The following is a 26,096-nucleotide window of genomic DNA, read 5'->3' on the forward strand; positions in this document are numbered from 1 at the left end:
GCAGTCTCAGTAACCCTTTGTTCACATGATCGGGGTTAACGTTGACCGTGCGCGCGATCCAACGATTCACCGTCCGTCCGGTCCTTCCGGAGCCGCTGGCACCGCTCGGCGATCTTGCCCTGAACCTCCGCTGGAGTTGGCATGCCGACACCAGCGGGCTGTTCCGGAAGATCGATCCGGAGCTGTGGCGACGGACCGGCGGCGACCCGGTCCGGCTGCTCGCCGAGGTCGCGCCGGAACGATTGGCGGCACTCGCCGCCGCCCCGTCCTTCGTTGCTGATCTTGATCGGGTCCGGTCCGATCTGGCGGACTATCTCACCGGTGATCGCTGGTTCCAGCGGTATGCCGCCGGCACGCCCGACGCGCCCGCCGCGATCGGGTACTTCTCGCCGGAGTTCGGCATCACCGAGGTGCTGCCGCAGTACTCCGGCGGCCTGGGCATCCTGGCCGGTGATCATCTCAAGACCGCGAGCGATCTCGGCGTGCCGATCATCGGCGTCGGCCTGCTCTACCGGCAGGGCTACTTCCGGCAGTCGCTCGACGTGTCCGGCTGGCAGCAGGAGCAGTATCCGCTGCTCGATCCGAACGCCCTGCCGCTGAGCCTGCTCCGGGACGCGGACGGTCCGGTCCGGATCGAGGTGCCGCTGGCCGGCCGCCGGCTGCTGGCCCAGGTCTGGCTGGCTCATGTCGGCCGGGTGCCGTTGCTGTTGCTGGACTCGGACCTGGAGGACAACGACGGCCCGGAGCGGATGATCACCGACCGGCTGTACGGCGGCGGTGCCGATCACCGGCTGGCCCAGGAGGTGCTGCTCGGCATCGGTGGTGTGCGGGCCATCCGGGCCTACTGCGCGGCGACCGGTCATCCGGCGCCGGAGGTCTTCCACACCAACGAGGGGCACGCCGGATTCCTCGGCCTGGAACGGATCCGGGAGTATCTGGCCGACGGCACCGGCTTCGACGCGGCCCTGGAGCGGACCCGAGCCGGCACCGTGTTCACCACCCATACGCCGGTCCCGGCCGGGATCGACCGGTTCCCGCGGGACCTGATCAGGGCCCAGTTCGAGGGCTTCGGTGATCTTGACCTGGAACGGGTCCTGGCGCTCGGCGCGGAGGACTACGAGGGCGGTGATCCGGGCACGTTCAACATGGCCGTGATGGGCCTCCGGCTCGCGCAGCGGGCCAACGGGGTGTCCCGGCTGCACGGCGAGGTGTCCCGGCGGATGTTCCGCGGGCTGTGGCGCGAGTTCGACGAGGCCGAGGTGCCGATCGGCTCGATCACCAACGGCGTGCACCACCGGACCTGGATGCACCCGGAACTGGTGAGCCTGCTGGACGGCGCCCGGGACGCCGGCGACGACCCGGACGCGGAGCCGTGGGACGCGTTGTCGGGGCTGGACGACGGCGCGCTGTGGGCCCTGAAGCGGCGGCTGCGCGGCGAGTTGATCAACGTCACCCGGCAGCGGCTGGCGGCCAGTGCCGGGCATCGCGGGCAGCCGGCCGAGTGGACCGGGACCGTCCTGGACGACGACGTGATCACGATCGGGTTCGCCCGCCGGGTGCCGTCGTACAAGCGGTTGACGCTGATGCTGCGCGACCCCGAGCGGCTGGCCAAGCTGCTCACCCATCCGACCCGACCGATCCAGTTGGTGATCGCCGGCAAGTCCCATCCGGCCGACGAGGGCGGCAAGCGACTGATCCAGCAGTTGGTCCAGTTCGCCGACGCGGAACGGGTCCGGCGCCGGATCGTCTTCCTGCCCGACTACGACATCGCGCTCGCCAAGCCGTTGTATCCCGGCTGTGACGTGTGGCTGAACAACCCGCTGCGCCCGTACGAGGCGTGCGGCACCTCGGGCATGAAGGCCGCGCTGAACGGTGCCGCCAACCTGTCGATCCGGGACGGCTGGTGGGACGAGTGGTACGACCCGCACTTCGGCTGGGAGATTCCGTCCGCCGAGGGCGCGGCCGACCAAGATCATCGCGATGCGGTGGAGGCGGCGGCGCTCTACGACGTGATCGAGAACGAGATCGTGCCGCGCTTCTACGACACCGATGCCGACGGCATCCCGCGCCGCTGGGTTCGGCTGATCCGGGACGCGGTGGCCGGGCTCGGGCCGAAGGTGACGGCGACCCGGATGGTCCGCGAGTACGTGAGCGAGCTGTACACGCCGGCCGCGGCGTCGTCGAAGGTCCTGGACGCGGCGGCGGCCGAGCAGCTGGCGGAATGGGCCGGCCGGGTTCGGGCCGGCTGGCCAGGCGTGCTTGTCGATCATGTGGCGAGCCGGACCAAGGACTCCGTTCAGGTCGGCGACCGGATCGAGGTGACCGCGCTGATCCGGCTCGGTGATCTTGAACCGGACGACGTCGAGGTGCAGCTGGTGGCCGGCCGGCTGGACGGCGACGACGAGCTCCGCGAGCTGCGCCCGGTGGCGCTGCAGGCCGAGCCGGGACCCGCGGACGGGCTGCATCGCTACAGCGGCACGGTTGCCGTCGAGCGGGCCGGCGCAATCGGTTACACGGTGAGGATCCTGCCGCGGAACCGGTATCTGGCGAACCCTGCCGAACTCAACCTGGTCCGCTATCCGTGATCGTACGAAGATCATGAACGCCTGCCCATAACCCCGGAACTCCAGGAAATCAAGGCTTCCCCGGCTGCCGCTGGCTGGCGTATCGTCCAGCTAGCGGACCCGGGCCTCGCGGCCCGGCCTCGGCGAGGAGGCCCCATGCCGGGTGTCATTGGTGATCATTCCCTGCTGACGCGGCGCCGCGCGCTGGCCCTCGGCGCCGCCGGCGTGGCCGGAGCCGTCGGCGGCCCGGTCCTGGCCGGGTGTGCGGCGCAGACCGGGGGACCGACCCCGGCCGGCTCGAAGTCGCTGACTTGGTCCAGCTGGGCCAATCCCGGCGAGGCGGAGCGGTTCCGCCAGTTCAGCGCCGACTACCTGCAGCGGACCGGGATCGACCCGCTGTTCCAGATCGTCGTCGGCGACTACACGCAGAAGCTGCTCACCCGGATCGTCGGCGACACCGCGCCGGACGCGTTCTACGTCAACGAGATCATCATGGGCCAGCTGGTCAAGGCGAAGCTGGTCACCGACTTCGAACCGTACGCGGCCCAGGCCGACGCGGAGATCGACCTCGACCAGTTCTATCCGGGGCTGATGAACTGGTGCCGAGGGCCGGACGGCAGCGGCCTGTACGGCATCCCGGTCGACTGCAACCCGAAGGTGTTCTGGTTCAACAAGGACCTGCTCGCCGAGGCCGGCATCACCGAGAACCCGGCCCAGCTGCAGGAGGCCGGGCGGTGGGACCAGAACGCGCTGACCGAGATGCTCACCAAGATCAAGAGCACCGGCAAGCGGGGCATGGTGTTCGAGGCGAACTGGTTCGACCTGCTGGGCTGGATCTCGACCTTCGGCGGCGCGACGCTCGATGATCAAGGTCGGGCGGTCTTCCACGAGGATCCGAAGGCGCTGGCCGTCCTGGAATGGCTGTGGGACCAGCTGGCCAGCGAGAACGTCAGCTACGGCGGCACGTTGCCGCGCGGCCAGGGCGTGGATGCCCTGTTCTACGGCGGGCAGCTGGCCACGATCCAGTACGGGCGGTGGATCCTGCCGAACCTGCGCAAGATCGACAGCTTCACGTACGACATCGCCCCGTTGCCGTCGGAGTCCGGCCGGGACATCTCGACGACGGCGGTCTACTGCGCGGCGATGTGCGTCAACGTGAAGACCAACAACCCGGTCGAGGCGAATCAGTTCGCGGCCCGCTTCTGCAATGCCGAGGGCCAGCGGTTCCGGCTGGCCGGCGGCGGCAACGCGGTGCCGGCCATCGAGGGCCTGGACGACCTGGTCACCGAGGGCGGCGTGCCGGAGCACGGGCACTGGTTCACCGAGATCGCCGCCCGCGGCTTCACCACGCCGCAGATCCTGGTCAGCTACCCCGAACGCTCGGTGAACCTGAGCACCAACCTCGACTCGTTGATGCGGGCCAAGACCGACTTCCGGACCTTCGCCCAGAAGGCCGCGGGCTACATGAACGGGGAGGCGGTATGACCGAGGCGACGCAAGAGGCCGAGACCGTCGGCCCCGCCGCCGCGGCTGCGGAACCACGGGAGGCGCCGCCGGCCCGGGACTCGCTGCGGGCCACCCGGCGGCGGGAATCGCTGTGGGCGCTGGGTTTCCTCGGCCCGCAGCTGATCGGGCTGTTGGTCTTCATGATCGGCCCGCTGATCTTCGCGCTCTACCTGTCCTTCACCAACTGGACCGGGTTCGGCGAACGGACCTGGGCCGGGCTCGGCAACTACGCCTACATCTTCACCGACCCGCAGATCGCCGTCTCGGCCCGGAACACGGTCTGGCTGACCGTGCTGCAGGTGCCCGGGCTGCTGCTGTCCGGGTTCATCGCGGCGTTCTTCCTGCAGAAGGCCGGCCGGATGACCGGCGTCTACCGGGTGCTCTTCTTCGCGCCCCAGGTCACCTCCTGGGTCGCTGTCGCGGCGATCTGGCTGTGGCTGTTCAACCCGGAGATCTCGCCGATCAACAACGCGCTCGCCGGGGTCGGGATCACCGGCCCGGACTGGCTGCAGGACCCGAACACCGTGATCCTGTCGTTCGCGCTGGTCGGTGTCTGGCAGGGGATCGGCTACCAGGTCGTGATGTTCATGGCCGGCCTGGCCAACGTACCGCGGGCGTTGATCGAGGCCGCCGACATCGACGGCGCGAACGGCTGGCAGAAACTGCGCAACGTCACCCTGCCGATCCTGTCGCCGACCATCCTGTTCCTCTCGATCACCTCGATCATCGCCTCGTTCCAGATCTTCGACATCGTCTACGTCATGCTCGACACGACCGCGCCCTCGGGCTCCCGGACGATCGTGTACGAGATCGTCCAGATCGGCTTCCGGCAGTTCGCGTACGGCAAGGCCTCCGCGATCGCGGTGTGTCTGTTCCTCTCCCTGTTGATCTTGACCGGCCTGCAACTGCTGGCCCAGCGCAGATGGGTGTACTACGCAGAATGACCGCCACCGACCTGAGCATCAGAGCCGTCTCGGCGATCGACGAGGGCCCCGGAGCGAACCTGCGCCCGTTCCGGCCGAGCATGATCGTCCTGCACGTCCTGTTGATCTTCTTCGGCCTGCTGATGGCGATGCCGTTCATCTGGATGCTGCTGTCCTCGTTCAAGCCGCTCGAGGAGATCTTCAAGGTGCCGCCGGCCCTGTTCCCGGAGGCCTGGACCACCGACAACTACGTCACCGCGGTCGAGGGCGCCAACTTCCTGCAGGGCTTCGGCAACAGCGTGCTGGTCTCGATCACCGTGACCGTCGTGTCCCTGCTGACCTGCTCGATGGCCGCCTACGCCTTCGCCCGGCTGCGCTTCCCCGGCCGGGAGGCCCTGTTCCTGGTCTTCCTGGCCACCATGATGGTGCCGCAGCAGCTGACGATCATCCCGCTCTACGTGATCATGGGCTCGCTGCGCCTGGTGGACACCCTGTGGGCGCTGATCCTGCCGGCCGCCCTGTTCAACGCCTTCGGCGTCTTCCTGATGCGGCAGTACGTCCGCGGCATCCCACTGGAGCTCGAGGAGGCCGCCGCGATCGACGGCGCCGGCCGGATCCGCATTTTCGCCACCATCGTGCTGCCCCTGCTCCGCACCCCGATGGTGGCCCTCGGAATCTTCATCTTCCTGGGCCAGTGGAACGCCTTCTTCTACCCGCTGATCTTCCTCAACACCGAGAGCAACTACACGCTCCCGCTGCTGGTGAACCAGTTCAAGGGCGCCTACACGTCGGACTGGGGCGCCCTGATGGCCGCCGTCACCATCGCCGCCGCACCCCTGCTGATCGTCTTCGTCCTCGCCCAGCGCCAGATCGTCGAAGGCATCGCCCTGTCGGGGTCGAAGACGTAGCTGTCGAGTGTTCCTGGCAGCGCCACAGCTCGGGTGTGCCTGGCGGGTGGCCCTGTCGGAATTTCTCCACGGGCGGGGCGTTTCCGCGTGGCAGTCGCGACTCGGTGGTTGCCCGTGGAGGGAAAGCGACATCAGGTGATCCGTCGACACTGCGCCATCGCCTGCCGGACCCGAGCAACGACCCAGGCTCGGTCGTAGACGAGGTGGTCCCAGGTCAGGTGGAGGACGGTCCAGCCAGCCGCGGTCAGGTCGGTCCACTTCCGCCGGTCACGATGAAACTGATCCTGGTTCTCGGCCCGGTGGAAGGCGTAGCCGTCCACCTCGATGATCAACCGCAGGCGGTCGAAGGCCACGTCGACGGGATAGCGGTGACCGCAGCAGGGAACGCTGACATTGCCGGACCAGCCGCGGATGCAGGCCTCGCGCAACAGGCGGTGGAGCAGACGCTCCGCCTCTGACCACGGCGCCTTCCGGGATTCGCTGAGCGCGGCCCTCCGGAGTGAGTTGCCGGGGCGCCGCGGCGTGGCGGTCAGCGCACCCCACAACTGGTCGACGGTCGCCGAGCCGGTCCGCAGGACGTCGTCAATTCCGCGGGGTCCGATCCAGGGGACGAGGTCCAGGGCGGTGAGCGCAGGGACGGTGATCCGGCAACCCCGGCTGCGCATGATCAACGTGTCCGGGATCCGCTCTCGGCAGATCCGGAACCCCGGTCCGGGCGTGCGCCGCAGCGGACAGGACAGGGTCACCACCGGCACGTCAAGATCGGCCCATTGGCTCAGCCAGCCGGCCGCAGGTCCGGTGAACACGGCTTCGGGAGCCCACAGCGCCGCGGCGCGGATCTGGATCTCGGTGCGGGCGGCGTCCTCGACGGCGCAATGGATCCCGGGGAGGACGGAGGTCAGCGCACCACTCGCGGTCAGCCGCTGGATCGACCTGGCCAGCCGCGGATGGTCCCGAGTCCTGATCACGCCGCCGCCGTCCCGGAGCCTCTGCGCAATCTCGTTCTGTGTCCTCACTCCAGGAGCCTCGAACGAGACGACAGTCCCGGCCCGGTTGTCCACAGGCGAACGTGTTGTCCGTTCTGCGGGAGTGTCGTCAGCCCCGAGGTCTCGGCAGACGGCCGGGCGACCGTCGAGCGGCTGCCGACCTGGGACCAGCCGACCGCTGCCCCCGTCGTGGCCCTCGCCGCATCCAGCGGGCCGCGCCGTGTTTAGCCCACCCCGGACCTGGGGTACGGGCGTGCGGGTGAGCGAGAGGAGTTGACGGCCGTGGGTTCGGCAACGGCGGGTTCGTCCGGAGAGGTGCTCGATCATCTCGACGCCCGGGTGCCCACATCGTTCTACTGGTCGTTGACGCTGCTGGCGACGGTGGGCGGGTTCCTGTTCGGCTACGACACGGCGAACATCGGCTCGGTGATCAACTTCGTGCCGTACGAGCTCAGTCCGCTCGCGCTCGGCTATCTGGTGGCCGGGGCGTCCATCGGTGCCGCGGTCGGGGCGCTGGCGGCCGGTCCGTTGTCGGACCGGTTCGGCCGGAAGTCGTTGCTGATCATCGACGCCGGCATCTACGCGGTCGGTGCGTTGCTGTCGGCGTTCGCCTGGGACTCGTCGGTGCTGATCATCGCCCGGACCCTGATCGGGCTGGCGATCGGCGCGGACTCGGCGATCGCAACGGCCTACATCGCCGAGTACGCCCCGAAGGCGCGGCGCGGAGCGCTCGGCATGCTGCAGCAGTGGATGATCACGGTCGGCATTCTGGTGTCGTACGTCGTTGCCCTGGTGATCTTGGTCGCGCTGCCCGACCAGGCGTCGACGATAGACTGGCGGCTGATCCTCGGGCTGGGTGCGGTGCCCGCCGTGCTCGCGTTCTTCCTGCGGACCCGGATGCCGGAGTCGCCGCGATGGCTGATGCGCCAGGGCCGGTACGACGACACCCGCAAGGCGCTCGCCATGCTGCAGGTCGACGTGACCACCGAGCAGATCGCCGGCAGCGCCCGCGCGGTCGAGGAGGAGGAACGCAAGGTCAAACGGTCGCCGACCCAGTGGAGTCGCGGGGTCCGCCGGGCGCTGGTCGTGGTCTGCGTCTTCTTCACCTTCCAGCAGATCACCGGCATCAACATGCCGCTCTACTACGGGCCGAAGCTGCTCGCGCCCTACCTGCAGGGCGGCAACGACGAGGTGGCGGCGGCGATCGCGGCGGTCGGCGCGACGGCGGTCCTCAGCACGGTCAACGTGGCCGCGACCTACTTCGCGTTCCGGTTCATCGACCGGATCGGCCGGCGCAAACTGGCCATCGGCGGGTTCGCGGCGATGGCGGCGGCCATGCTGATCGGAGCGGCCGGCGCGGCGTTCGCCCAGGGTCCCACCCAGCTCGTCGTGATCATGGTCGGGCTGACCCTGTTCATCGCCGCCTTCGCGATCGGCGTCGGCGGGACCGGCTGGCTGATCCAGGGCGAGTACTTCCCGACGGCGGTCCGGGGCCGGGCCGCCGCCATCGGGGCGTCGGTCGACTGGCTGGCCAACTTCGCCCTGATCCTGCTGGTGCCGACCATGATCGCCGGCCTCGGCCTGTCCTGGCTGATGATCGTCTTCACCGTCCTGTCGGTGCTCGCGATCATCTTCGTCGTCCGCTTCGTCCCGGAGACCAAGGAGTTGTCCGTGGAGGAGATCACCAGGCTGTTCGAGCGGCAGGCCGCAGGTAGGTCCTAGGGAGCTTCGAGCTCGGCGATGATCTCGTTGACCGCGGGCAGGGCGTCGGGAGCGATCCGGGGCATCGACAGGAAGCCGTGGACCGCGTCCGGATAGATGATCACCCGATTCGGTACGCCGGCGGCGGTGAGTACGTCGCCGTAGCGCGGGGCGTCGTCGCGGAGGGGGTCCTGGCCGGCCGCGATCAGCAGGGTCCGCGGCAGCCCGCGATGATCAGCGGCGTGGATCGGGCTGATCGACGGATCGGCGTAGTCGAGGCTGTCCGGCCGGCCCTGCGGCAGGTACTGCCGGCCGTACCAGTCGAGCACCCGCCGTCCAGCCAGCGGCGCATCGTGGAACTCGGCCACCGACGCCGACGACAAGGTCAGGTCGGTCGCCGGATAGAGCAGGATCTGCCGCCACAGCGGTACGGCGAGCGGCTCGTCCCGCGCCCGGAGCGCGATCAGCGCGGCCAGTGTCCCGCCGGCGCTGTTGCCGATCACGCCGGCCCGCTCCGGGTCGGCGTCGAACCGGGGGATCAGGGCCATCGCCAGCTGAGCCATCTGCCAGGCGTCCTCGACGGCGGCCGGGGCGGGATGCTCGGGCGCGAGCCGGTAGGACGCCGAGACCACGGTCAGGTTGCCGCGGTCGGCCAGCTGCCCGCACAGCCAGTCGGTCTGGGACAGGTTGCCCAGCACGAACCCGCCGCCGTGGAAGTTGATCAACAGCGGGCGCCCGGGTTCCAGGTCCCGCGGCCGGTAGGTCCGCATCCGCGGCCTCGGATTCGCCGACCCCCACACGGCCTCATCGGTGACCACGATCCGGCGCGGCACCGGCCCGTAGACGAACCGGGCCAGCGGCCGCACCGGCTCGGCCCGGAGCAGCCGCAGCATCATGGTCGACGGCGGGTCCGAGTGCGGGATCATCCGCGCGGCAAGGCCGATCAGGCGGTTGCGCCGTTGCGGAGTCATGATCACCTTCCCCACGGTCCAGGCCGTCAGCCCACCCGCAGGAGCACGACCACCCGCCCCGGCAGCAGCAGCCGCCGGCCGGCGTCGAGCTGATCGTCCGGCAGCTCGCCGGACTCGCCGGTGTGCGCCTGCACCGTGTAGCTCTTGGCCCACGGACCAGCCGGCAGCTCCACCTCGACCGGGTCGGCGCCGGCATGGAACCAGATCAGGTACGCCTCGTCATGATCACGCTCCGGCGTGTCGTCGGCCAGGTAGAGCCCCAGCGTGCGGCGGCCGCCGTCACTCCAGTCGGCCTCGGTGAGTTCCTCCGGTCCGCCGCCGAACCAGGCCAGGTTCTTCCGGCCGCTGGGCCGGCCGCGCGCATCCAGGATCGGCTCGGAGTGCCGGAACCGGGTGGCCCGGAACAGCGGCGAGTCCTTCCGCAGCGCGAGCAGCTGCCTGGTCAGCGAACCCAGGTCGGCCCAGTCCTCCGCGGTGTCCCAGTGCACCCAGGACAGCGGCGAGTCCTGGCAATAGGCGTTGTTGTTGCCCTGCTGGGTCCGGCCGAGCTCGTCGCCGGCGGTGATCATCGGCGTACCGGCCGCGAGCAGCAGCGTCGCCATCAGGTTCCTGGACTGCCGGTGCCGCAGCGCGTTGATGCCCGGGTCGTCCGTCTCGCCTTCGTGGCCGCAGTTCCAGGACCGGTTGTCGTCGGCGCCGTCGGCGTTGTGCTCGCCGTTGGCCTCGTTGTGCTTGCCGTCGTAGCTGACCAGGTCGCGCAGGGTGAACCCGTCGTGCGCCGTGATGAAGTTGATCGACGCCGCGGTGTCCCGGCCGGACTTCTCGAACAGGTCCGCCGAGCCGGTCAGCCGGGTCGCCAGCTCCCGTACCCCATGGGTGTGGCCGCGCCAGAAATCCCTGACGGTGTTGCGGAACGCGTCGTTCCACTCGCTCCAGCCCTCGCCGAAGGCGCCCAGCTGGTAGCCGTACGGTCCGACGTCCCAGGGCTCGGCGATGATCTTGACCCCGGCCAGCACCGGATCCTCGGCGATCGCCGTCAGCAGCGGATGATCATGGTCGACGTGGTGCCGCTGGTCCCTGATCAAGGTCGTCGCGAGATCGAACCGGAACCCGTCCACACCTAGCTCGGTGACCCAGTAGCGCAACGAGTCCAGCACCAGCCGGAGCACGCCAGGATTCGACGTGTCCAGCGAGTTGCCGCAGCCGGTCACGTCGTAGTCGTCGATCTGATCATCGGTGAGCCGGTAGTAACCGCGATGATCGATGCCGCGGTACGCCAGCGTCGGCCCGGTGTGGCCGCCCTCGCCGGTGTGGTTGTAGACGACGTCCAGGATCACCTCGATGCCGGCGCGGTGCAGCGCCGTCACCATCTCCTTGAACTCGGTCACCTGCTCGCCCTGCGTCCCGACCGAGCAGTACGCGGCGTGCGGGGCGAAGAAGCCCAGCGTGTTGTAACCCCAGTAGTTGGTCAGCCCGCGGCCGACCAGGAACGGCTCGGAGATGAAGTGCTGCACCGGCAGCAGCTCGACCGAGGTCACGCCGAGCGAGCGCAGGTGGTCGGTCACGGCCGGGTAGCCGAGCCCGGCGAACGTGCCGCGCAGGTGCTCCGGCACCAGCGGGTGCAGCCGGGTGTAGCCGCCGACGTGCAGTTCGTACACGCTGGTCCGGTCCCGCGGCACCGGGGCCGCGATCGGCTCCGGCGGGGGAGTGTCGGCCACCACCACGCTGAGCGGTACGGCCAGCAGCGAGTCGGTCCGGTCCGGCACCTCCGGGGAGCCCGGCGCGTGGTCCAGGATCGGGCCGTTGTAGTCGACGCCGCCGGTGATGGCGCGGGCGTACGGGTCGAGCAGCAGGCGGGCCGGATTGAACCGGGCGCCCTGCTCCGGATCCCACTCGCCGTGCACCCGGTAGCCGTACCGCTGACCGGGTCCGATGCCGGCCACATGACCGGTCCAGACCCCGTCGTCGCCCCTGGTCAGATCGCGGTTGGCCTGGGTCCGGTCCTCCGCGACCAGGACCAGCTCGACTCGGCTGGCCCGCGGCGCCCAGAGGGCGAAACCGACGCCGTCCTCGCGTACGCGGGCGCCGAGCACCGTCGACGGACCGGGCGCAGTGCTCGCCGTCGTCGTCATCTCTCGTACCCCCAAGGTGTCACCTCTCCTGCCGGTCGTCCCGAACGGTTCGGTCGACTCTGGCCGGACAGTCCATTCTGCAGGTTACCCGTCGGTAACTAGGCCGCTACGCTGTTGGCATGTCGCAGTCGCCCTCTCCGGACCAGGTGGAAGCCGCCTGGTCGGACAACAAGCTGGCCCAGGTGCTGTACCACGACTGGGAGGCGGACACGTACGACGACAAGTGGTCGATCTCGTTCGACGAACGCTGCATCGACTACGCCCGGGACCGGTTCTCGGCGGTCGCCGGCACGGACGGCTGGCCGTACGCCCGTTCGTTGGAGATCGGCGCCGGCACCGGCTTCTTCACGCTCAATCTGATGCAGGCGGGCGTCATCGTCGACGGTGAGGTGAGCGACATCTCGGCCGGCATGGTGGCGGCGGCCCGGCGCAACGCGGAGCGGCTCGGGTTCAGCATCGGCGGGCGGGTCGGCGACGCCGAGTCGCTGCCGTACGACGACGACAGCTTCGACCTGGTCATCGGACACGCGGTGATCCATCATCTGCCCGACGTGCGGCAGGCGTTCGCCGAGATCCGCCGGGTGCTGAAGCCCGGCGGGCGGGTGGTGATCTGCGGCGAACCGACCCGCCTCGGCGACGCGATCGCGCGCCGGTTGTCCAGGGCGACCTGGGCCGCGACCACGAAGCTGACCAGCCGCGGGCCGTTCCGGACCTGGTCCCGGCCTAAGCAGGAGTTGGACGAATCGTCCCGCGCTGCGGCCCTGGAGGCGGTGGTCGACCTGCACACCTTCGATCCGGACGAACTGGCCGGGACCGTCCGGTCGACCGGGCTGATCGACGTGGCCACGGTGACCGAGGAGCTCACCGCGGCCTGGGTCGGCTGGCCGATCCGTACCTTCGAGGCGGCGATCCGGCCGGAACGGCTCGGCTGGGGCTGGCGGATGTTCGCGTACCGGACCTGGCTCGGGCTGAGCGCCTTCGACCGGCTGCTGTCCCGGGTGGTGCCGGACGAGCTCTACTACAACGTGTCGGTGACCGGGCTGAAGCCCCGCGGATGATCAAGACGGTGAGCTGGCTGTTCCGGCGCGGCTTCCTGACGCCGGGGCATCTGCGCAGCGCGCTGCGCTATCTGTGGGTACGGTTGCGGCACCCCGAGATCGAGTTCGAGGGGTACGCGTTCATCGGGCCTGGCGTCCGGTTCGAGGTGCGGCGCGGCTACGGCCGGTTGATCATCGGAGCCTGGACGCATCTCGGCGAACGGGTCAAGCTGCGGGCGCACGAAGGAGTGCTGCGGATCGGGCCCAAGTGCGTGATCGGGTACGACAGCACGGTGAACTGCTATCTCGACATCGAGATCGGCGAGGCGACGATCATCGGCGACCGGGTCTACATCTGCGATTTCGATCACCGGACCGACGATCCCGCGGTGCCGATCAAGGACCAGGGCTTGATCAAGTCTCCGGTCCGGATCGGCCCGGACTGCTGGCTCGGCACCGGGGTCACGGTGGTGCGCGGCGCTGATCTTGGTGAGGGTTCGGTGGCCGCCGCTCATGCCGTGGTCCGCGGAACCGTACCGCCGCAGTCGATCTGTGCCGGCGTACCGGCCCGGGTGGTGGCCGACCGGGCGCAGCGGTACGCCGACGCCGAGCAGGAGCGGGCCTATGTGAAGGCTCTCGGTGACCAGGCCGAGGCCGCCGTCCGCCGGGTCCTGGAGGGCGGGACCGGTGTCGCGTAAGTTACTCGTCAGTAATATGCTGAGCTGAAGGCGAACCCGAGGGAGCTGCGATGAAGATCGTGACGCTGGTCAAGTATGTGCCGGATGCCACCGGCGACCGAACGTTCACCGACGACGGGACGGTCGACCGCAGCGTCGACGGCCTGCTGTCGGAACTCGACGAGTACGCCGTCGAGCAGGCGCTGCAACTGGCCGACGACGGCGACGACGTGGAGGTCGTCGCGCTGACCGTCGGGCCGGACGACGCCGCCGACGCGATCAAGCGGGCGCTCCAGATGGGCGCGGCGTCCGGTGTCCACGTCTGCGACGACGCGGTGCACGGCACCGACGTGATCGGGACCAGCGCGATCCTGGCCGCCGCGATCCAGCGGCTGGAGCCGGACCTGGTGATCACCGGGATGTCGTCCACCGACGGCACCATGGGCGTCATGGCCGCGCTCCTCTCGGAGCGGCTCGGCTGGCCGGCCCTCAGCTTCGGTGCGACCGTCGCGGTCGACGGCAGCACGGTCTCGATCCGCCGCGACGGCGACGTGGCCAGCCAGACCGTCGAGGCGGACCTGCCGGCCATCGTCAGCGTCACCGACCAGTCGGGCGAGGCCCGCTACCCGTCGATGAAGGGCATCCTCGCGGCCAAGAAGAAGCCGGTCGAGGAGTGGACGGTCGCCGATCTCGGCCTGGACCCGGCCGGACTCGGCTTCGACGGTGCCTGGACCGCGGTCGCCGAGACCCAGCCCCGGCCGCCGAAGCAGGCCGGCCAGGTCGTCACCGACGCCGACGGCAGCGGTGCCGCCGCGTTCGTCGAGTTCCTGTCCGCCGGCAAGTACGTCTGAGAGGGAGACCCGATGTCGACAGTCGTTGTCCTGGTCGAGCACACCGACGGCCAGGTGGCCAAGCCGGCCCTGGAACTGCTCACCCTGGCCCGCCGGATCGGCGAGCCGGTCGCCGTCGTCCTCGGCTCCGGTGCCGAGACGGCCGCACCGAAGCTCGGCGAGTACGGTGCCACCAAGATCATCTCCGTGGTCGACCCTGCGTTCGACGAGTTCCTGATCGCGCCGAAGGCGGACGCGCTGGCCCAGGTCGCGCAGCCGCTGCAGCCGGCCGCGATCTTGATCAGCTCGACCGTGGACGGCAAGGAGATCGCGGCCCGGACCGCGTTCAAGCTGGAGTCCGGCTTGATCACGGACGCCGTCGATCTCGAGGTCGTCGACGGTGAGGTGATCACCACCCAGTCCGTGTTCGCCGGCAACTGGAGTGTCCGGTCCAAGATCACCCGCGGTGCCCCCGTGATCACCGTGAAGGCCAATGCCGTCGCGCCGGAGGTGGCGCCGGTCGAGGCCGCCGTCGAGACCGCAGCGGTGACCATCGGTGACGCGGCCCGGAAGGCGCGGATCGTCAAGGTGGAGCCGAAGCAGGCCAGCGGCCGGCCAGAGCTGACCGAGGCGGCGATCGTCGTTGCCGGCGGTCGCGGCACCGGCGGCAACTTCGGTCCGGTCGAGGAACTGGCCGACGTGCTCGGCGCGGCCGTCGGCGCGTCCCGGGCGGCCGTCGATTCGGGTTGGTATCCGCACGCGTACCAGGTCGGGCAGACCGGCAAGACCGTGTCGCCGCAGCTCTACGTCGCGGCCGGCATCTCCGGGGCCATCCAGCACCGGGCCGGGATGCAGACCTCGAAGTCGATCGTGGTGATCAACAAGGATCCGGAGGCGCCGATCTTCGCGCTCGCCGACCTCGGCATCGTCGGCGACCTGCACGCGGTGCTGCCGGCGGTCACCGCCGAGGTGAAGTCGCGGAAATGATCGTGCGCGCGACCTCGGCGGCGACGTCGCCGGGGTCGCGGCCGGTCGAGTCGACCCGCGGCAACCCGAGCTTGCGATAGGCCGCCGCGTCGGTCTCGCCCTCCATGATCACCGCCGGATCGTCGCGGACCGCCAACCGAGTCCGGCGCTCCTCGTCCGCGCAATCGAGCAGCAACCACGGGCCGCCCGGCCAGCCCGCAAGCTCGTCCGGCGTGCAGACCCACAGCAGGAGCACCGGGTTCGGCAGGATCAGTTCGAGCACCGTGCGCAGCAGGCCCTCATAGGCCGGCCAGGTCGCCGGTGTCGAGGCGATCGGGGCACCGGCCAGTCTCTCGGCGTCCGGCATCAGGGCGTCGCCGTCGACCACGGTCCAGCCGGGCAGCCGCGGCCGGAGGTGCGGGACCAGCGTCGTCTTGCCCGACCCCGGCGCCCCGAGCACGTACCCGATCATGGGCGGGAGCGTACCCGCGACTTCACTCCACTTCTTAGCGCTTTACGCGAGTTACTTCTCGGGTAAAGCGACGGTTTTTCACGTTAACGTGAAAAACTTGGGGCCAGAGTGACGACGGGCGGCGGCACTAGGCTGGCCCGGTGACGAACCGGGTCTATCTCGATCACGCGGCGACCACCGCTCTGGTGCCGGCCGCGGTCGAGGCGATCACCCGGGAGCTGGCCAGGCTGGGCAATCCTTCGTCGTTGCACAGTTCCGGCCGGGATGCCCGGCGGGTGGTGGAGGAGAGCCGGGAGGCGGTCGCGGCGGCGTTCGGGGCTCATCCGACCGAGGTGATCTTCACGGGTGGCGGCACCGAGGCGGACAACCTGGCGATCAAGGGCGGCTACTGGGCAGCGCGGGCGGCGGACCCGGCCCGGGACCGGGTCGCGATCAGCGCCATCGAGCACCACGCGGTCCTTGAGTCGGCCGACTGGCTTGACCGCGAGCAGGGTGCCGTCGTCGACGTGCTGCCGGTGGATGCGGAGGGCCGGGTCGATCCCGGGACGGTCGGCGGCGAGGACACCGCGCTGGTCTCGGTGATCTGGGCCAACAACGAGATCGGGGCCGTGCAGCCGATCCGGGCGATCGCCGACGCCGCGCACCGGAGCGGCGCGCTGGCCCATTCCGACGCGGTCCAGGCTGCCGCGCAGCTGCCGGTCGACTTCGCCGCCAGCGGGCTCGACCTGCTGACGGTGACCGGCCACAAGCTCGGCGGGCCGGTCGGTGTCGGGGCGCTGCTGGCCCGGCGGGAGCTGACCCTGACGCCGGTGCTGCACGGCGGCGGCCAGGAGCGTGACGTACGGTCCGGGACGGTCGACGTGCCCTCCGTGGCGGGCTTCGCGGCCGCCGTCCAGGCCGCGGCGGCGGACCGGGCCGACGAGGCGGTACGGCTGCGGGCGCTGCGGGACCGGCTGACGGCCGGGCTCGCGACGCTGCCGGGCGTCCGGGTCAACGGGCCGAGCGTGCCGGACGAGGTGCTGCCCGGCCTGGTCAGCGTCTCCTTCGACGGCTGCGACGCCGACGCGATCGTGATGCTGCTGGACCGGGCCGGGATCGACTGCTCGGCCGGCGCCGCCTGCTCGGCCGGAGTCACCGAACCCAGCCACGTGCTGCTGGCGATGGGCCGGACGCCGGCGGAAGCCCGTTCGGCGGTCCGGTTCTCGTTCGGGCACGGCACCTCCGCGGCCGACGTCGACGCCCTGCTGGCCGTACTCCCGGAGGTGGCCGGGCGAGCGCGGGCCGCCGGAAGCCTGGCCGGTTAGACTTGCTCGGTCCAGCACTCCCGACCCGAGGAAGTATTCGATCATGAAGGTCTTGGCCGCGATGTCCGGCGGCGTCGATTCGGCCGTGGCCGCGGCGCGCGCGGTCGACGCCGGGCACGACGTGACCGGCGTTCACCTCGCGCTGTCCAAGAATCCGCAGTCGTTCCGGTCCGGAGCCCGCGGGTGCTGCTCCCGGGAGGACTCGCACGATGCCCGGCGGGCCGCCGACGTGCTCGGGATTCCCTTCTACGTCTGGGATCTCTCGGACCGGTTCGCGGCCGACGTGGTGGACGACTTCGTCGCGGAGTACGCGGCGGGCCGGACCCCGAACCCGTGCCTGCGCTGCAACGAGAAGATCAAGTTCTCGGCGGTGCTCGACCGCGGGATCGCGCTCGGTTACGACGCGGTGTGCACCGGGCACTACGCCCGGCTGGTGCGCACCGACGACGCCGTCGAACTGCATCGGGCGGCGGACGCGGAGAAGGACCAGAGCTACGTGCTCGGCGTGCTGACGCCGGACCAGCTGGCGCGGTCGTACTTCCCGCTCGGCACCTCGGTGAAGACCGAGGTCCGGGCCGAGGCCGCCCGGCGCGGGCTGGCCGTCGCGGACAAGCCGGACAGTCACGACATCTGCTTCATCCCGGACGGCGACACCGCCGGCTTCCTGGAACGGCACCTCGGCGAGCGTCCGGGCGCGATCGTCGACGAGTCCGGAGTGCGGCTGGGCGAGCACACCGGCAGCCACCGGTTCACCATCGGTCAGCGGCGGGGCCTGAAGCTGGGCGACCCGGCCGGGGACGGCAAGCCGCGCTACGTGCTGGACATCTCGCCGGTCAGCAACACCGTCACGGTCGGCCCGCGGGAGTCGCTCGAGGTCGGCGAGATCGTCGGCATCCGGCCGAACCGGCTGGGCTGGACCGGCGAGCGCCGCCGGGCCGAGGTGCAGGTACGGGCTCACGGCGCAGCCCTGCCGGCCGAAGTGATCATGGATGACGACGGCTGCCGGGCGGTGCTGGACCGGCCGGCGACCGGGATCGCACCGGGCCAGGCTCTGGTGATCTACGACGGCAGCCGGGTGATCGCCAGCGCCACCATCGACCGCGCGGCGACCGACACTCTGACCGCCGTGCCCGGTCCGGCATGACCCTCGAGCGCACCGTCGTGCACACCGGGGTGGGTTCCTGGCCCGGCACCGACATCGTCGAGGCGATCAAGATCACCTTCGACGAGTGCCCGGAACTCCCTTATCTGCCTGAACTTCCGGCCCGCGGTGCCCCGGCCGGGCTGATCGGCCGCAGTGCCGGACGGCTGGCCGACCTGACCGTCGACCTGCAGCCCTCGGGATGGCGGCTGACCGACGGCCTCGGCCTTGATCATCGCCGGGCGGTCGCGCTGTTCCGCGATGATCTTGATCTGCTGGAGGAGCAGGCGCAGGGCTACGCCGGCTGGTTCAAGATCGGCTTCGCCGGTCCGTGGACCCTGGCGGCCTCGATCGAACGCCAGCGCGGCGGGTTGGCCCTGGCCGACCGGGGCGCCCGGCGCGACCTCGGCCAGTCGCTCGCCGAAGGCCTGGCCGAGTTGATCAGCGAGCTGAACCGGCGGCTGCCGGACCTGCGGCTGATCATTCAGCTGGACGAGCCGTCGCTGCCGGCGGTGCACCAGGGCCGGGTGCCGACGGCGAGCGGGTACGCCACCCATCGGCCGATCGACGACCCCGAGCTGAGCGAGACGCTGACCCACGTGGTGCGCCGGCTCGACCCGACCCCGGTGGTGCTGCACTGCTGTGCCGCCGGGGCGCCGATCCCGCTGCTGGCCGGAACCGGGCTGCGCGGCCTCGGCCTCGATCTCGATCAACTCCGGGCGGTCGACTGGGACGGCATCGGCGTCGCCCTGGAGCAGGGCCTCTGGTTCGGCATCGGCGCTGCACCGACCGACCGGGTGCTGGGCCCGGACGCGGTCGCCGAGCGGGTGCTCCGGCCGGTCCGTGATCTTGCTCTGGACCCGTCGACCACCCGGCTCGCGATCACGCCGGCCTGCGGCCTGGCTGGGGCCACCCCGGCCGACGCGCTGGCGATCCTGCGCTCGGCCCGTACCGCCGCCGGGATCGTCGCCGACGAACTGCCCCGCTGAGCGGAGATCAGCCGGATCGCAGACACTGCTCGACCCGATCGGCCAATTCGTCGACCGGCAGGCGGCCGTCGAGTTCGAGCGAGGCCCCGGTCAGGATCAGCGGCTCCACCTCGGCCACGTAGCGCGCGATGTCCGCCTGCTGCTCGGCCGTCTTCCCGTACGGGTTGTTGGTCCGCGTCCGGACCCGGTCCAGCAGCACCGGGAGCGGTACCCGGAGATAGATCACGTGCTCGAACCGGTCGTAGAACCGGCCCTGGTTCTCCACCGTCCCGCTGACGGCGACGGTCGACTGCTCGGCGAGCAAGGCGCTCATCCGCGGCTCGTCCCACCGCCCGTCGGGCAGCGCCCAGCCGTCGTAGTCGGTGTCGACGACACGGAAGCCCCGGGCGGCGACCGCCTCCAGCACCGTGGTCTTTCCCGCGCCGGACATCCCCGTGAGCAGCACCCGAGCCATGGCAGGAGCGTAAACCGCACCCCTTCGGCGTCGATACAGAGCCGGCCGGACGTCCTAGTTCCGGCCGACCAGCATCGGCGGTCGGCCGGGCAGGGCGAGCAGGACACGGCCGTCGCCGGTCGGGACGGCTCGGCCGGGCAGGTCGCTCGGAGCGACCCGGGGGAGCCGGATCCGGGCCAGCTCGGTGCCGTCCACGAGGTCGTACGCGAGCAGGGTGGACTCCTCGCCCAGGGTGCCGAACAGGCCCGGCGTGGCGTCGCCGAGGACGACCACGGTGGAGCCGACGACGGAGACCACGGGCCGGCTCGCGCCGACGGCCAGCGGCAGCGGGGCGGACCGCCAGGCCGGCGGGGCGCCGGTCCGGACGAACGGGGTCCACGGCCAGCCGTCCAGCACGTCGCCGGTCAGCCGCGCCCGGCCGTGCTGGCCGAGGTCGCTGTCCGGGGTCCGGCCGAACGCCGTCGCGGTCTCGAACGGCTCACCGCCGCCGAGGACCGGGCCGGGCCGGATGACGGTGACGTAACCGTGCGGCTGCTCGACGACGAGCAGTCCGTTCCGGACCCGGATCGACCACGGGCTGACGCAGTCGACGGCCTCGGTCGGTCCGTTCTGGAGCCGGACGATGCACGGGCCGAGGTCGTCGCCGCCCAGCGTGATCGCCCACAGGTCGATCAGCCGGATCGCCTTGCCCTCCAGGGTTCCGGCCGGTTCGCCGGTGGCGGAGCGGAGGGCCCAGCGGGGCGATTCCGCGGGGCCGCCGGCGGTCCGGATCGCGAGCTGGGACGGCAGGCCGGTGGAGGCGTACTCGGCGACGTCGGGCCGGTGCAGCGCCACGTACGGCACCTCCAACTGCCAGGTCCGGTCGCCGGTCGCGGTCCGGCCCTCGACCCGGCAGCTGCCGCCGGCACAGAAGGCGAGCGCGACGACGCCCTCGTCGTAGGCGAGGATCCGGTGGCTGTCGATCGGCTCCGGCCAGGTCGGCCGGCCGGCGAGGTCGTACCGCATGAATCCTTCGGAGGTCCGGACCAGCACCCCGTCGCCGACCACGGTCGCCACGTCCGACGGCTGCAGCGGGACCTCGGCGACCACGGACCCGTCGCCGAGCCGGAGGAACAACAGCCGGTCCTCGGCGGTCAGCACGGCCGTGTCCCCGGCCACCGCCAGCGGCGCCGCCCCGCGGGTGGCAGCAGGAGCGACCCAGGTCAGCCCGGTCCCGCGCGGCCCGAACTGGGTTACGGCGACCGGGGCGATGACCAGCAGCAGCGTCGCTCCGCCGGCCACGAAGGCGGTGATCAGCGTGATCCGCCGGCGTCGCTCCGGCGCCGCGGGGCGGAGGGCGAGCGCGACCAGCAGCACCAGCAGACCGGCCGCCGCCGCCGTCGTGAGCAGCCGCAGTTCCAGGGTCCGCGCCGACCACTCCGAAGCCGCCAGCACCAGGGTCGCCCCGAGCAGCAGGGCTACCGCGACCATCGGCCAGGGCCCGCGGGCAGCCGGGGCAGGGCCGAAACCGCCGTCGTCGCCGTACGACAGATCTTCGGGACCGTCCTTCTCGAGGACATCCTTCGCGGACATGGTCGGGTCGCTTTCCGGTGCCGGCGCAGTGCGGACCTCTGCAGCCAGTATGGCGACTCCGGCAGGTTCGGCTCGGATGTCGGTGCGGGCCGTTAATGTTTCGGACGTGGCGAGGAAGAACGAAGAGGAACTGCCGGATGCGGCCAAGGTCGACATCGACATCGACGACCCCGACCCCAAGTCCCGGGAACGGCACGCCGACCTCGCGGAGGCGCTGAACGAGGCGCGCTGGCGCTACCACGTGCTGGACGCGCCGACGATCTCCGACGCCGAGTTCGACACGATGATGCGGGAGCTGAACGGGTTGGAGGACCGGTTCCCGTCGCTGCGGACGCCGGACTCGCCGAGTCAGCAGGTCGGCGGGCCACCGTCGACGACGTTCACGCCGGTGCAGCACCTGCAGCCGCTGATGAGCCTGGACAACGCGTTCTCCGCCGAGGAGCTGGAGCGCTGGGCGCAGCGGGCGATCCGGGAGCTGGGTGAGCAGCAGATCACCGAGTCCGGCTTCCTCTGCGAGCTGAAGGTGGACGGGCTGGCCATCGATCTGGTGTACGAGAAGGGCCGGCTGACCCGGGCCGCCACCCGCGGCGACGGCCGGGTCGGCGAAGACGTCACGGCCAACGTCCGGACCATCGACGCGGTGCCGGGCCGCCTGGCCGGGAAGGACGTGCCCGACCTGCTCGAGGTCCGCGGTGAGGTGTTCTTCGCGGTGGAGGACTTCGCGACGCTGAACGAGCACCTGGTCGCCGACGGCAAGCCGCCGTTCGCCAACCCGCGCAACGCCGCCGCGGGCTCGCTGCGGCAGAAGGACCCGAAGGTCACCGCGTCCCGGCGGCTCGGGTTCGTGGCGCACGGCCTGGGCGCCGCCGAGGGATTCTCGGTGCCGCGGCTGTCCGAGGTCTATCCGGCGCTGAAGGCCTGGGGCCTCAAGGTCAGCGAGCACGCCAAGCTGTGTCACGACCTGGACGAGGTCTGGCAGGTGATCAACCACTTCGGCGAGCACCGGCACTCGGTCGAGCACGAGATCGACGGCATCGTGATCAAGCTCGACCTGCGCTCGGTCCAAGATCAACTCGGGTCCACCTCGCGGGCGCCGCGCTGGGCGATCGCCTACAAATACCCGCCGGAGGAGGTCAACACGAAGTTGATCGACATCCGGGTCAACGTCGGCCGGACCGGCCGGGTCACGCCGTACGGGGTGATGGAGCCGGTCAAGGTGGCCGGGTCGACCGTGGCGATGGCGACGCTGCACAACGCCTCCGAGGTGGTCCGCAAGGGCGTGCTGATCGGCGACACCGTGGTGTTGCGCAAGGCCGGCGACGTGATCCCCGAGATCGTCGGTCCGGTGGTCGATCTGCGTACCGGTGACGAGCGGGCGTTCGAGATGCCGACCCACTGCCCGGAATGCGGCACCGCGCTGGCGTACGAGAAGGAGGGCGATGCGGACATCCGCTGCCCGAACACCCGGTCCTGCCCGGCGCAGCTGCGGGAACGGCTGTTCCACCTGTCCGGGCGGGCCGCCCTCGACATCGAAGTGCTCGGCTACCAGTCCGGCCAGGCCCTGCTGGACGCCGGCCTGATCGGCGACGAGGGCGATCTGTTCGGACTGACCGAGGAAGGGCTGCTGCAGAGCGAGTTCTTCACCACCAAGGCGGGCGCGCTGTCGGCGAACGGACGCAAGCTGCTGGCCAACCTGGAGGAGGCCAAGACCCGGCCGCTGGCGAAGTTCCTGGTGGCCCTGTCGATCCGGCACGTCGGCCCCGGCGTGGCGCCCGACCTGGCCGCCGCCTTCGGCAGCATCCAGTCCCTGATGGAGGCGACCGAGGAGCAGCTCGCCGACGTCGAGGGGATCGGTCCGACCCTGGTCACCGCGATCCGGGAACACTTCGCGGAGCCGTGGCGGCGGGAGATCGTGGACAAGTGGCTGGCCGCCGGCTGCGTGATGGCCGACGAGCCGGGAGAGACCAGGGACCAGACCCTGGCCGGGCACTCGTTCGTCGTGACCGGCTCGATCCCCGGTTACACCCGCGACTCGGCGGCCGAGGCGATCACCAGCCGCGGCGGCAAGGTCAGTGGGTCGGTGTCCAAGAAGACCTCCTTCGTCGTGGTCGGCGAATCGCCCGGCTCCAAGTACGACAAGGCGGTCACACTGAAGGTGCCGATCCTCGACGCCGAAGGCTTCGAGGTGCTGCTGCACAACGGTCCCGAGGCGGCCGCCGAGGTGGCCCGGGTCGGCGAGGAGGAGTGAGCGGATGGACGAGTCGAAGCTGAAAGCCCACTACGTGGAGATCTACGCGGAGGCCGATCGTGGCGGCCGCGCAGCGCCGTGGGACCGGGAGGGCCCGCACTCGCACCTGCGGCACTGGGTCGAACGCAGCGGCGTCCGGGGCGACGGCAGGACGGCGATCGTGGTCGGCTGCGGGTACGGCGGCGACGCGGCCCACCTGGCCTCGCTCGGCTTCCGGACCACCGGCTTCGACTTCGTGGCCGAGGCGGTCGACGAGGCCCGGCGCCGGCACGCCGAGGCCGGCCTCGACCTCCGGGTTGCGGACCTGTTCGCCCTGCCGGCCGAGTGGGCCGGTGCCTTCGACCTCGTCTACGAGAGCCTGACCATCCAGTCGATCTCGCCGGACCGCCGCGCCGACGCGACGGCCGCGGTCGCAAGCCTGGTCGCGCCCGGCGGCACCTTGGTCGTCGTCGCGTCCGCGCTCGACGAGGGCGAGGTCACCGGACCGCCGTGGCCCCTGAACCGGGCCGACATCGACCGGTTCACCGAGCACGGGCTGGAGCCGGTGAGCATCGACCGCGTGGGCCCGCAGGATCGCTTCGCCACCGACCCCTGGCTGGCCGAGTTCCGCCGGCCCGCCGTTGGCTAAGGTGGACGCCGTGCCGAAGATCTTCTCCAACCTGAACCTGAACGGGCAGGCGCCGCCACGGGTGCAGCCGAGTGTCGGCGAGTGGGGGCCGGAGAAGGTGCCCAGCACGAAGTCGAAGAAGCGGATGCGGATCTGGGTCAGCCTCGCCCTGTTCGGCGCGATGCTGGCCTGCTTCCTGCTGGGTTGGTACGTCTATTACGTGATGACCGGCGACCTGGGCTTCGGGCTCGGTCGCCCGGAGGGCAACTAGCCTTCGGCCCGGGCCGCCGGTCCGTCGCGGCCTATTTCGGCCGGTTGTCGTACGCCTGCTGGTAGAGCTCGAGGTAGGCAGGCAGGCCCATCGCCTCGAACTTGGCCACGTAGGCGTTCCAGGCGGCGTCGTCGTTGACGTCGAGCTCAGCGGTGCTGAACTTGGCCAGATGCTCCTTGACGGCCAGCTCGATCGCGGCCGCGGTGTCCGCCTTCTGCGCCGCGCTCGACTCGTCGAACAGCAGCGGCGGCAGCTGCATCTCCTTCGGCTGCTGGTGCGGCTCGTAGACCAGGCTCGCCTCGTACAGGTCCTTCTCGAACGTCGGCTGCTTCGGGTCCACCCACTGGCCGAGCCGGAAGTCGTTCGAGCGGTACATCACCGAGTGCTGATCCCAGGACGTGCCCTGCGGTGCCGGGAACTCGACCGAGTACCAGACGGCCTGCTTGCCGTTGATCGCCTCGTCGCCCTCCTTGGCCCAGCCCCAGTTCTCGTCCTTGATGCCGCCGTAGGCGCCCATGATCGCCTCCAGCTCCATCTGGGCGTCGGCCCACTGGACCAGCAGCTCGGGATTGCTGCACTTGCTGGTGATCACCAGGTTGCCGGCCGCGTAGCCGTAGTGGTCCCAGGCCGCGTACTGCACATCGCCCGGGCCCTTCAGCGGCGGCACCGGCACGTAGTCGTGCCAGAGCGCGTCCTCCTTGTACTCGAGGTCCATGAAGGCACCCCACCAGTAGCCGCGCATGACGCCGAACCGACCGGTGTTGCCGGCCTTGAGCAGAGCGTCCTTGGTCATGGTGAACGACGTCTTGGGCAGCGTGCCGTCGTCGTACAGGGTGCGCAGGAAGCGCAGCCCCTCGCGCCACTCCGGCTTGTCCGCGACGAACTCGACCTTGCCCTCGTTCAGCCGCAGCCAGCCACCGTTGCGGTCGCCGCCGGGGTTGTAGAGGAACGCGTTCATGATGAACCGGTCGACCTGCTGATCGACGGCCGCGCCGAACGGGATGATGTTCTTGCCCGGCGTCGGGTCGTTGTCCTTCAACGCCTTGAGGACCGTACGGAGCTCCTCGGTCGTCGTCGGAATCTTGGCGCCGATGGCGTCGAGGTACTTCTGGTTGACGAAGGCCCGGCCGGGGGAGACCCGGCAGTGGAAGCAGTCGTTGATGCCGCGGAACCAGTACGTGTTGCCGTCCTGAGCCCGGTTCAGGGCGTCGAAGTCCGGATACTCCTGGCGCATCCGCCGCGCCTCCGGTGCATAGGTCTCGATGTAGTCCTGCAGCGCCACGAACAGGCCCTGCTGCCCGTACAACGACACCTGATCACTGGTGAACGGGATGTTGAGGAACGCGTCCGGCAGTTCGTTGGAGGCGAGCATGGCGTTGATCTTGGTCATGTCGACCGACCCGTCGGTGGCGGTCACCATGACCTGGACGAATTCGATCTTGACGCCGGTCCGCTTCTCCAGCCAGGCGGAGAACTTGTTGGTGGACCAGTCGCCGACGTCCTCGGCGTCCACCTGGACCACGACCTTGAACGTCTTCGAGCCGTCGCCGAAGGGCTCCTTCTGACTGGCCCTCGGGCCGACGTACCCGTCCGGGTAGGTCACCCCGGGCGTGTCCGCGCCGAGCTGTTTCTGCTCGACGTTCTCGATGCCCTTGGGCTGCTCGGGTCCGCTGCCCTCGGTGGAGCAGGCGGCCAGCGCCCCCGGCACGGCGAGCCCGGCGGCGCCGAGCCCGGCGGCCCGGACGAACGCGCGCCGGTCCAGCTGCAGTGGCTTGAATTCTTTGGATTGCATGATCGGCACCCCTGTGTTGACGCGTACTGACTGGTAGATGCTGGG

The 26,096-nt window shown here is 70.4% G+C and carries 22 protein-coding genes; 15 read left to right on the top strand and 7 right to left on the bottom strand.

The genetic code is table 11. The annotated features are described in order from the left end of the window. Positions 1–47: 47 nt before the first annotated feature. The 4 genes from glgP to AC6CCG_RS16955 all read left to right on the top strand — a co-directional run bounded on the left by glgP (position 48) and on the right by AC6CCG_RS16955 (position 5,901). The gene (gene glgP / locus AC6CCG_RS16940; RefSeq protein WP_496655766.1) at positions 48–2,585 is read left to right on the top strand and encodes an alpha-glucan family phosphorylase; all 2,538 of its coding nucleotides are present in this window, start codon (positions 48–50) and stop codon (positions 2,583–2,585) included. Positions 2,586–2,720: 135 nt separating this feature from the next. Further along, entirely contained in the window at positions 2,721–4,049 is a 1,329-nt protein-coding gene (locus tag AC6CCG_RS16945; RefSeq protein WP_496655767.1) for an ABC transporter substrate-binding protein, read from the top strand. Continuing rightward, the gene (locus AC6CCG_RS16950; protein WP_496655769.1) at positions 4,046–5,014 is read left to right on the top strand and encodes a carbohydrate ABC transporter permease; all 969 of its coding nucleotides are present in this window, start codon (positions 4,046–4,048) and stop codon (positions 5,012–5,014) included. The genes AC6CCG_RS16945 and AC6CCG_RS16950 overlap by 4 nt, the downstream gene beginning before the upstream one ends. Next, positions 5,011–5,901 (top strand): carbohydrate ABC transporter permease, encoded by an 891-nt coding sequence (locus AC6CCG_RS16955; RefSeq protein ID WP_496655771.1) that lies wholly within the window; start codon positions 5,011–5,013, stop codon positions 5,899–5,901. The genes AC6CCG_RS16950 and AC6CCG_RS16955 overlap by 4 nt, the downstream gene beginning before the upstream one ends. Positions 5,902–6,032: 131 nt before the next feature. Here the strand turns inward: AC6CCG_RS16955 and AC6CCG_RS16960 are convergent, their stop codons facing one another. After that, on the bottom strand, positions 6,033–6,917 hold the full coding sequence (locus AC6CCG_RS16960) for a DUF559 domain-containing protein (protein ID WP_496655772.1): 885 nt from the start codon (positions 6,915–6,917) through the stop codon (positions 6,033–6,035). Between the two features lie 252 nt (positions 6,918–7,169). On the opposite strand from AC6CCG_RS16960, the gene AC6CCG_RS16965 reads away from it, so the two are divergent. Continuing rightward, positions 7,170–8,609: a sugar porter family MFS transporter gene (locus AC6CCG_RS16965; RefSeq protein WP_496655773.1), complete on the top strand. Its 1,440-nt coding sequence runs from the start codon at positions 7,170–7,172 to the stop codon at positions 8,607–8,609. Here AC6CCG_RS16965 and AC6CCG_RS16970 read toward each other — a convergent pair. After that, entirely contained in the window at positions 8,606–9,559 is a 954-nt protein-coding gene (locus AC6CCG_RS16970; protein ID WP_496655774.1) for an alpha/beta hydrolase, read from the bottom strand. The genes AC6CCG_RS16965 and AC6CCG_RS16970 overlap by 4 nt on opposite strands. A 26-nt stretch (positions 9,560–9,585) precedes the next feature. Then, positions 9,586–11,691: a glycogen debranching protein GlgX gene (gene glgX / locus AC6CCG_RS16975; RefSeq protein ID WP_496655775.1), complete on the bottom strand. Its 2,106-nt coding sequence runs from the start codon at positions 11,689–11,691 to the stop codon at positions 9,586–9,588. A 119-nt stretch (positions 11,692–11,810) separates the two neighbouring features. On the opposite strand from glgX, the gene AC6CCG_RS16980 reads away from it, so the two are divergent. The 4 genes from AC6CCG_RS16980 to AC6CCG_RS16995 are packed head-to-tail and all read left to right on the top strand — an operon-like array spanning position 11,811 to position 15,222. Further along, positions 11,811–12,749 (top strand): class I SAM-dependent methyltransferase, encoded by a 939-nt coding sequence (locus AC6CCG_RS16980; RefSeq protein WP_496655776.1) that lies wholly within the window; start codon positions 11,811–11,813, stop codon positions 12,747–12,749. Continuing rightward, entirely contained in the window at positions 12,746–13,426 is a 681-nt protein-coding gene (locus tag AC6CCG_RS16985; RefSeq protein ID WP_496655777.1) for an acyltransferase, read from the top strand. Before AC6CCG_RS16980 ends, AC6CCG_RS16985 begins: the two co-directional genes overlap by 4 nt. Positions 13,427–13,476: 50 nt before the next feature. Continuing rightward, entirely contained in the window at positions 13,477–14,256 is a 780-nt protein-coding gene (locus AC6CCG_RS16990) for an electron transfer flavoprotein subunit beta/FixA family protein (RefSeq protein ID WP_496655778.1), read from the top strand. A gap of 12 nt (positions 14,257–14,268) precedes the next feature. Further along, complete coding sequence (locus AC6CCG_RS16995; protein WP_496655779.1) at positions 14,269–15,222, top strand: electron transfer flavoprotein subunit alpha/FixB family protein; 954 nt, start codon at positions 14,269–14,271, stop codon at positions 15,220–15,222. Here the strand turns inward: AC6CCG_RS16995 and AC6CCG_RS17000 are convergent. Further along, positions 15,194–15,673, bottom strand: a complete 480-nt coding sequence (locus tag AC6CCG_RS17000; protein ID WP_496655780.1) for a P-loop nucleotide/nucleoside kinase family protein — start codon at positions 15,671–15,673, stop codon at positions 15,194–15,196. The genes AC6CCG_RS16995 and AC6CCG_RS17000 overlap by 29 nt on opposite strands. A gap of 140 nt (positions 15,674–15,813) precedes the next feature. Between AC6CCG_RS17000 and AC6CCG_RS17005 the strand changes: the two genes are divergently transcribed. The 3 genes from AC6CCG_RS17005 to AC6CCG_RS17015 are packed head-to-tail and all read left to right on the top strand — an operon-like array spanning position 15,814 to position 19,107. Continuing rightward, complete coding sequence (locus tag AC6CCG_RS17005; RefSeq protein WP_496655781.1) at positions 15,814–16,977, top strand: cysteine desulfurase family protein; 1,164 nt, start codon at positions 15,814–15,816, stop codon at positions 16,975–16,977. A gap of 43 nt (positions 16,978–17,020) precedes the next feature. Continuing rightward, a complete protein-coding gene (gene mnmA, locus AC6CCG_RS17010; RefSeq protein ID WP_496655782.1) occupies positions 17,021–18,121 on the top strand; it encodes a tRNA 2-thiouridine(34) synthase MnmA in 1,101 nt (366 codons plus the stop codon). Then, on the top strand, positions 18,118–19,107 hold the full coding sequence (locus AC6CCG_RS17015; protein ID WP_496655783.1) for a uroporphyrinogen decarboxylase/cobalamine-independent methonine synthase family protein: 990 nt from the start codon (positions 18,118–18,120) through the stop codon (positions 19,105–19,107). Before mnmA ends, AC6CCG_RS17015 begins: the two co-directional genes overlap by 4 nt. A gap of 7 nt (positions 19,108–19,114) precedes the next feature. Here the strand turns inward: AC6CCG_RS17015 and AC6CCG_RS17020 are convergent, their stop codons facing one another. Next, positions 19,115–19,561 carry an AAA family ATPase gene (locus tag AC6CCG_RS17020; protein WP_496655784.1) on the bottom strand — a complete coding sequence of 149 codons (447 nt, stop codon included), beginning with the start codon at positions 19,559–19,561 and terminating at the stop codon, positions 19,115–19,117. A gap of 54 nt (positions 19,562–19,615) precedes the next feature. Beyond that, positions 19,616–21,133, bottom strand: a complete 1,518-nt coding sequence (locus AC6CCG_RS17025; RefSeq protein ID WP_496655785.1) for a hypothetical protein — start codon at positions 21,131–21,133, stop codon at positions 19,616–19,618. Here AC6CCG_RS17025 and ligA point away from each other — a divergent pair. Genes ligA through AC6CCG_RS17040 form a run of 3 tightly spaced genes read left to right on the top strand, consistent with a single transcriptional unit; the run spans position 21,132 to position 24,259 of the window. After that, a complete protein-coding gene (gene ligA / locus AC6CCG_RS17030; protein WP_496655786.1) occupies positions 21,132–23,381 on the top strand; it encodes an NAD-dependent DNA ligase LigA in 2,250 nt (749 codons plus the stop codon). The genes AC6CCG_RS17025 and ligA overlap by 2 nt on opposite strands. Before the next feature lie 4 nt (positions 23,382–23,385). Continuing rightward, a complete protein-coding gene (locus tag AC6CCG_RS17035; protein ID WP_496655787.1) occupies positions 23,386–24,009 on the top strand; it encodes a class I SAM-dependent methyltransferase in 624 nt (207 codons plus the stop codon). Between the two features lie 10 nt (positions 24,010–24,019). Further along, positions 24,020–24,259 carry a hypothetical protein gene (locus tag AC6CCG_RS17040; RefSeq protein ID WP_496655788.1) on the top strand — a complete coding sequence of 80 codons (240 nt, stop codon included), beginning with the start codon at positions 24,020–24,022 and terminating at the stop codon, positions 24,257–24,259. Positions 24,260–24,290: 31 nt separating this feature from the next. Here the strand turns inward: AC6CCG_RS17040 and AC6CCG_RS17045 are convergent, their stop codons facing one another. After that, positions 24,291–26,051: a type 2 periplasmic-binding domain-containing protein gene (locus tag AC6CCG_RS17045; RefSeq protein ID WP_496655789.1), complete on the bottom strand. Its 1,761-nt coding sequence runs from the start codon at positions 26,049–26,051 to the stop codon at positions 24,291–24,293. Between the last annotated feature and the right edge of the window lie 45 nt (positions 26,052–26,096).

The organism is Microlunatus sp. YIM B11417 (assembly GCF_059617205.1).

Bases quoted from the DNA above. Each gene is read 5' to 3' on its own strand.
- AC6CCG_RS16970 (WP_496655774.1), bottom strand. From the start codon at position 9,559: ATGACTCCGCAACGGCGCAACCGCCTGATCGGCCTTGCCGCGCGGATG.
- AC6CCG_RS17000 (WP_496655780.1), bottom strand. From the start codon at position 15,673: ATGATCGGGTACGTGCTCGGGGCGCCGGGGTCGGGCAAGACGACGCTG.
- AC6CCG_RS16990 (WP_496655778.1), top strand. From the start codon at position 13,477: ATGAAGATCGTGACGCTGGTCAAGTATGTGCCGGATGCCACCGGCGAC.
- AC6CCG_RS17015 (WP_496655783.1), top strand. From the start codon at position 18,118: ATGACCCTCGAGCGCACCGTCGTGCACACCGGGGTGGGTTCCTGGCCC.
- AC6CCG_RS17035 (WP_496655787.1), top strand. From the start codon at position 23,386: ATGGACGAGTCGAAGCTGAAAGCCCACTACGTGGAGATCTACGCGGAG.
- AC6CCG_RS16955 (WP_496655771.1), top strand. From the start codon at position 5,011: ATGACCGCCACCGACCTGAGCATCAGAGCCGTCTCGGCGATCGACGAG.
- glgX (WP_496655775.1), bottom strand. From the start codon at position 11,691: ATGACGACGACGGCGAGCACTGCGCCCGGTCCGTCGACGGTGCTCGGC.
- AC6CCG_RS17020 (WP_496655784.1), bottom strand. From the start codon at position 19,561: ATGGCTCGGGTGCTGCTCACGGGGATGTCCGGCGCGGGAAAGACCACG.
- AC6CCG_RS16995 (WP_496655779.1), top strand. From the start codon at position 14,269: ATGTCGACAGTCGTTGTCCTGGTCGAGCACACCGACGGCCAGGTGGCC.
- ligA (WP_496655786.1), top strand. From the start codon at position 21,132: ATGGTCGGGTCGCTTTCCGGTGCCGGCGCAGTGCGGACCTCTGCAGCC.
- AC6CCG_RS16945 (WP_496655767.1), top strand. From the start codon at position 2,721: ATGCCGGGTGTCATTGGTGATCATTCCCTGCTGACGCGGCGCCGCGCG.
- mnmA (WP_496655782.1), top strand. From the start codon at position 17,021: ATGAAGGTCTTGGCCGCGATGTCCGGCGGCGTCGATTCGGCCGTGGCC.
- AC6CCG_RS16980 (WP_496655776.1), top strand. From the start codon at position 11,811: ATGTCGCAGTCGCCCTCTCCGGACCAGGTGGAAGCCGCCTGGTCGGAC.
- AC6CCG_RS16950 (WP_496655769.1), top strand. From the start codon at position 4,046: ATGACCGAGGCGACGCAAGAGGCCGAGACCGTCGGCCCCGCCGCCGCG.
- AC6CCG_RS16985 (WP_496655777.1), top strand. From the start codon at position 12,746: ATGATCAAGACGGTGAGCTGGCTGTTCCGGCGCGGCTTCCTGACGCCG.
- AC6CCG_RS17045 (WP_496655789.1), bottom strand. From the start codon at position 26,051: ATGCAATCCAAAGAATTCAAGCCACTGCAGCTGGACCGGCGCGCGTTC.
- AC6CCG_RS17025 (WP_496655785.1), bottom strand. From the start codon at position 21,133: ATGTCCGCGAAGGATGTCCTCGAGAAGGACGGTCCCGAAGATCTGTCG.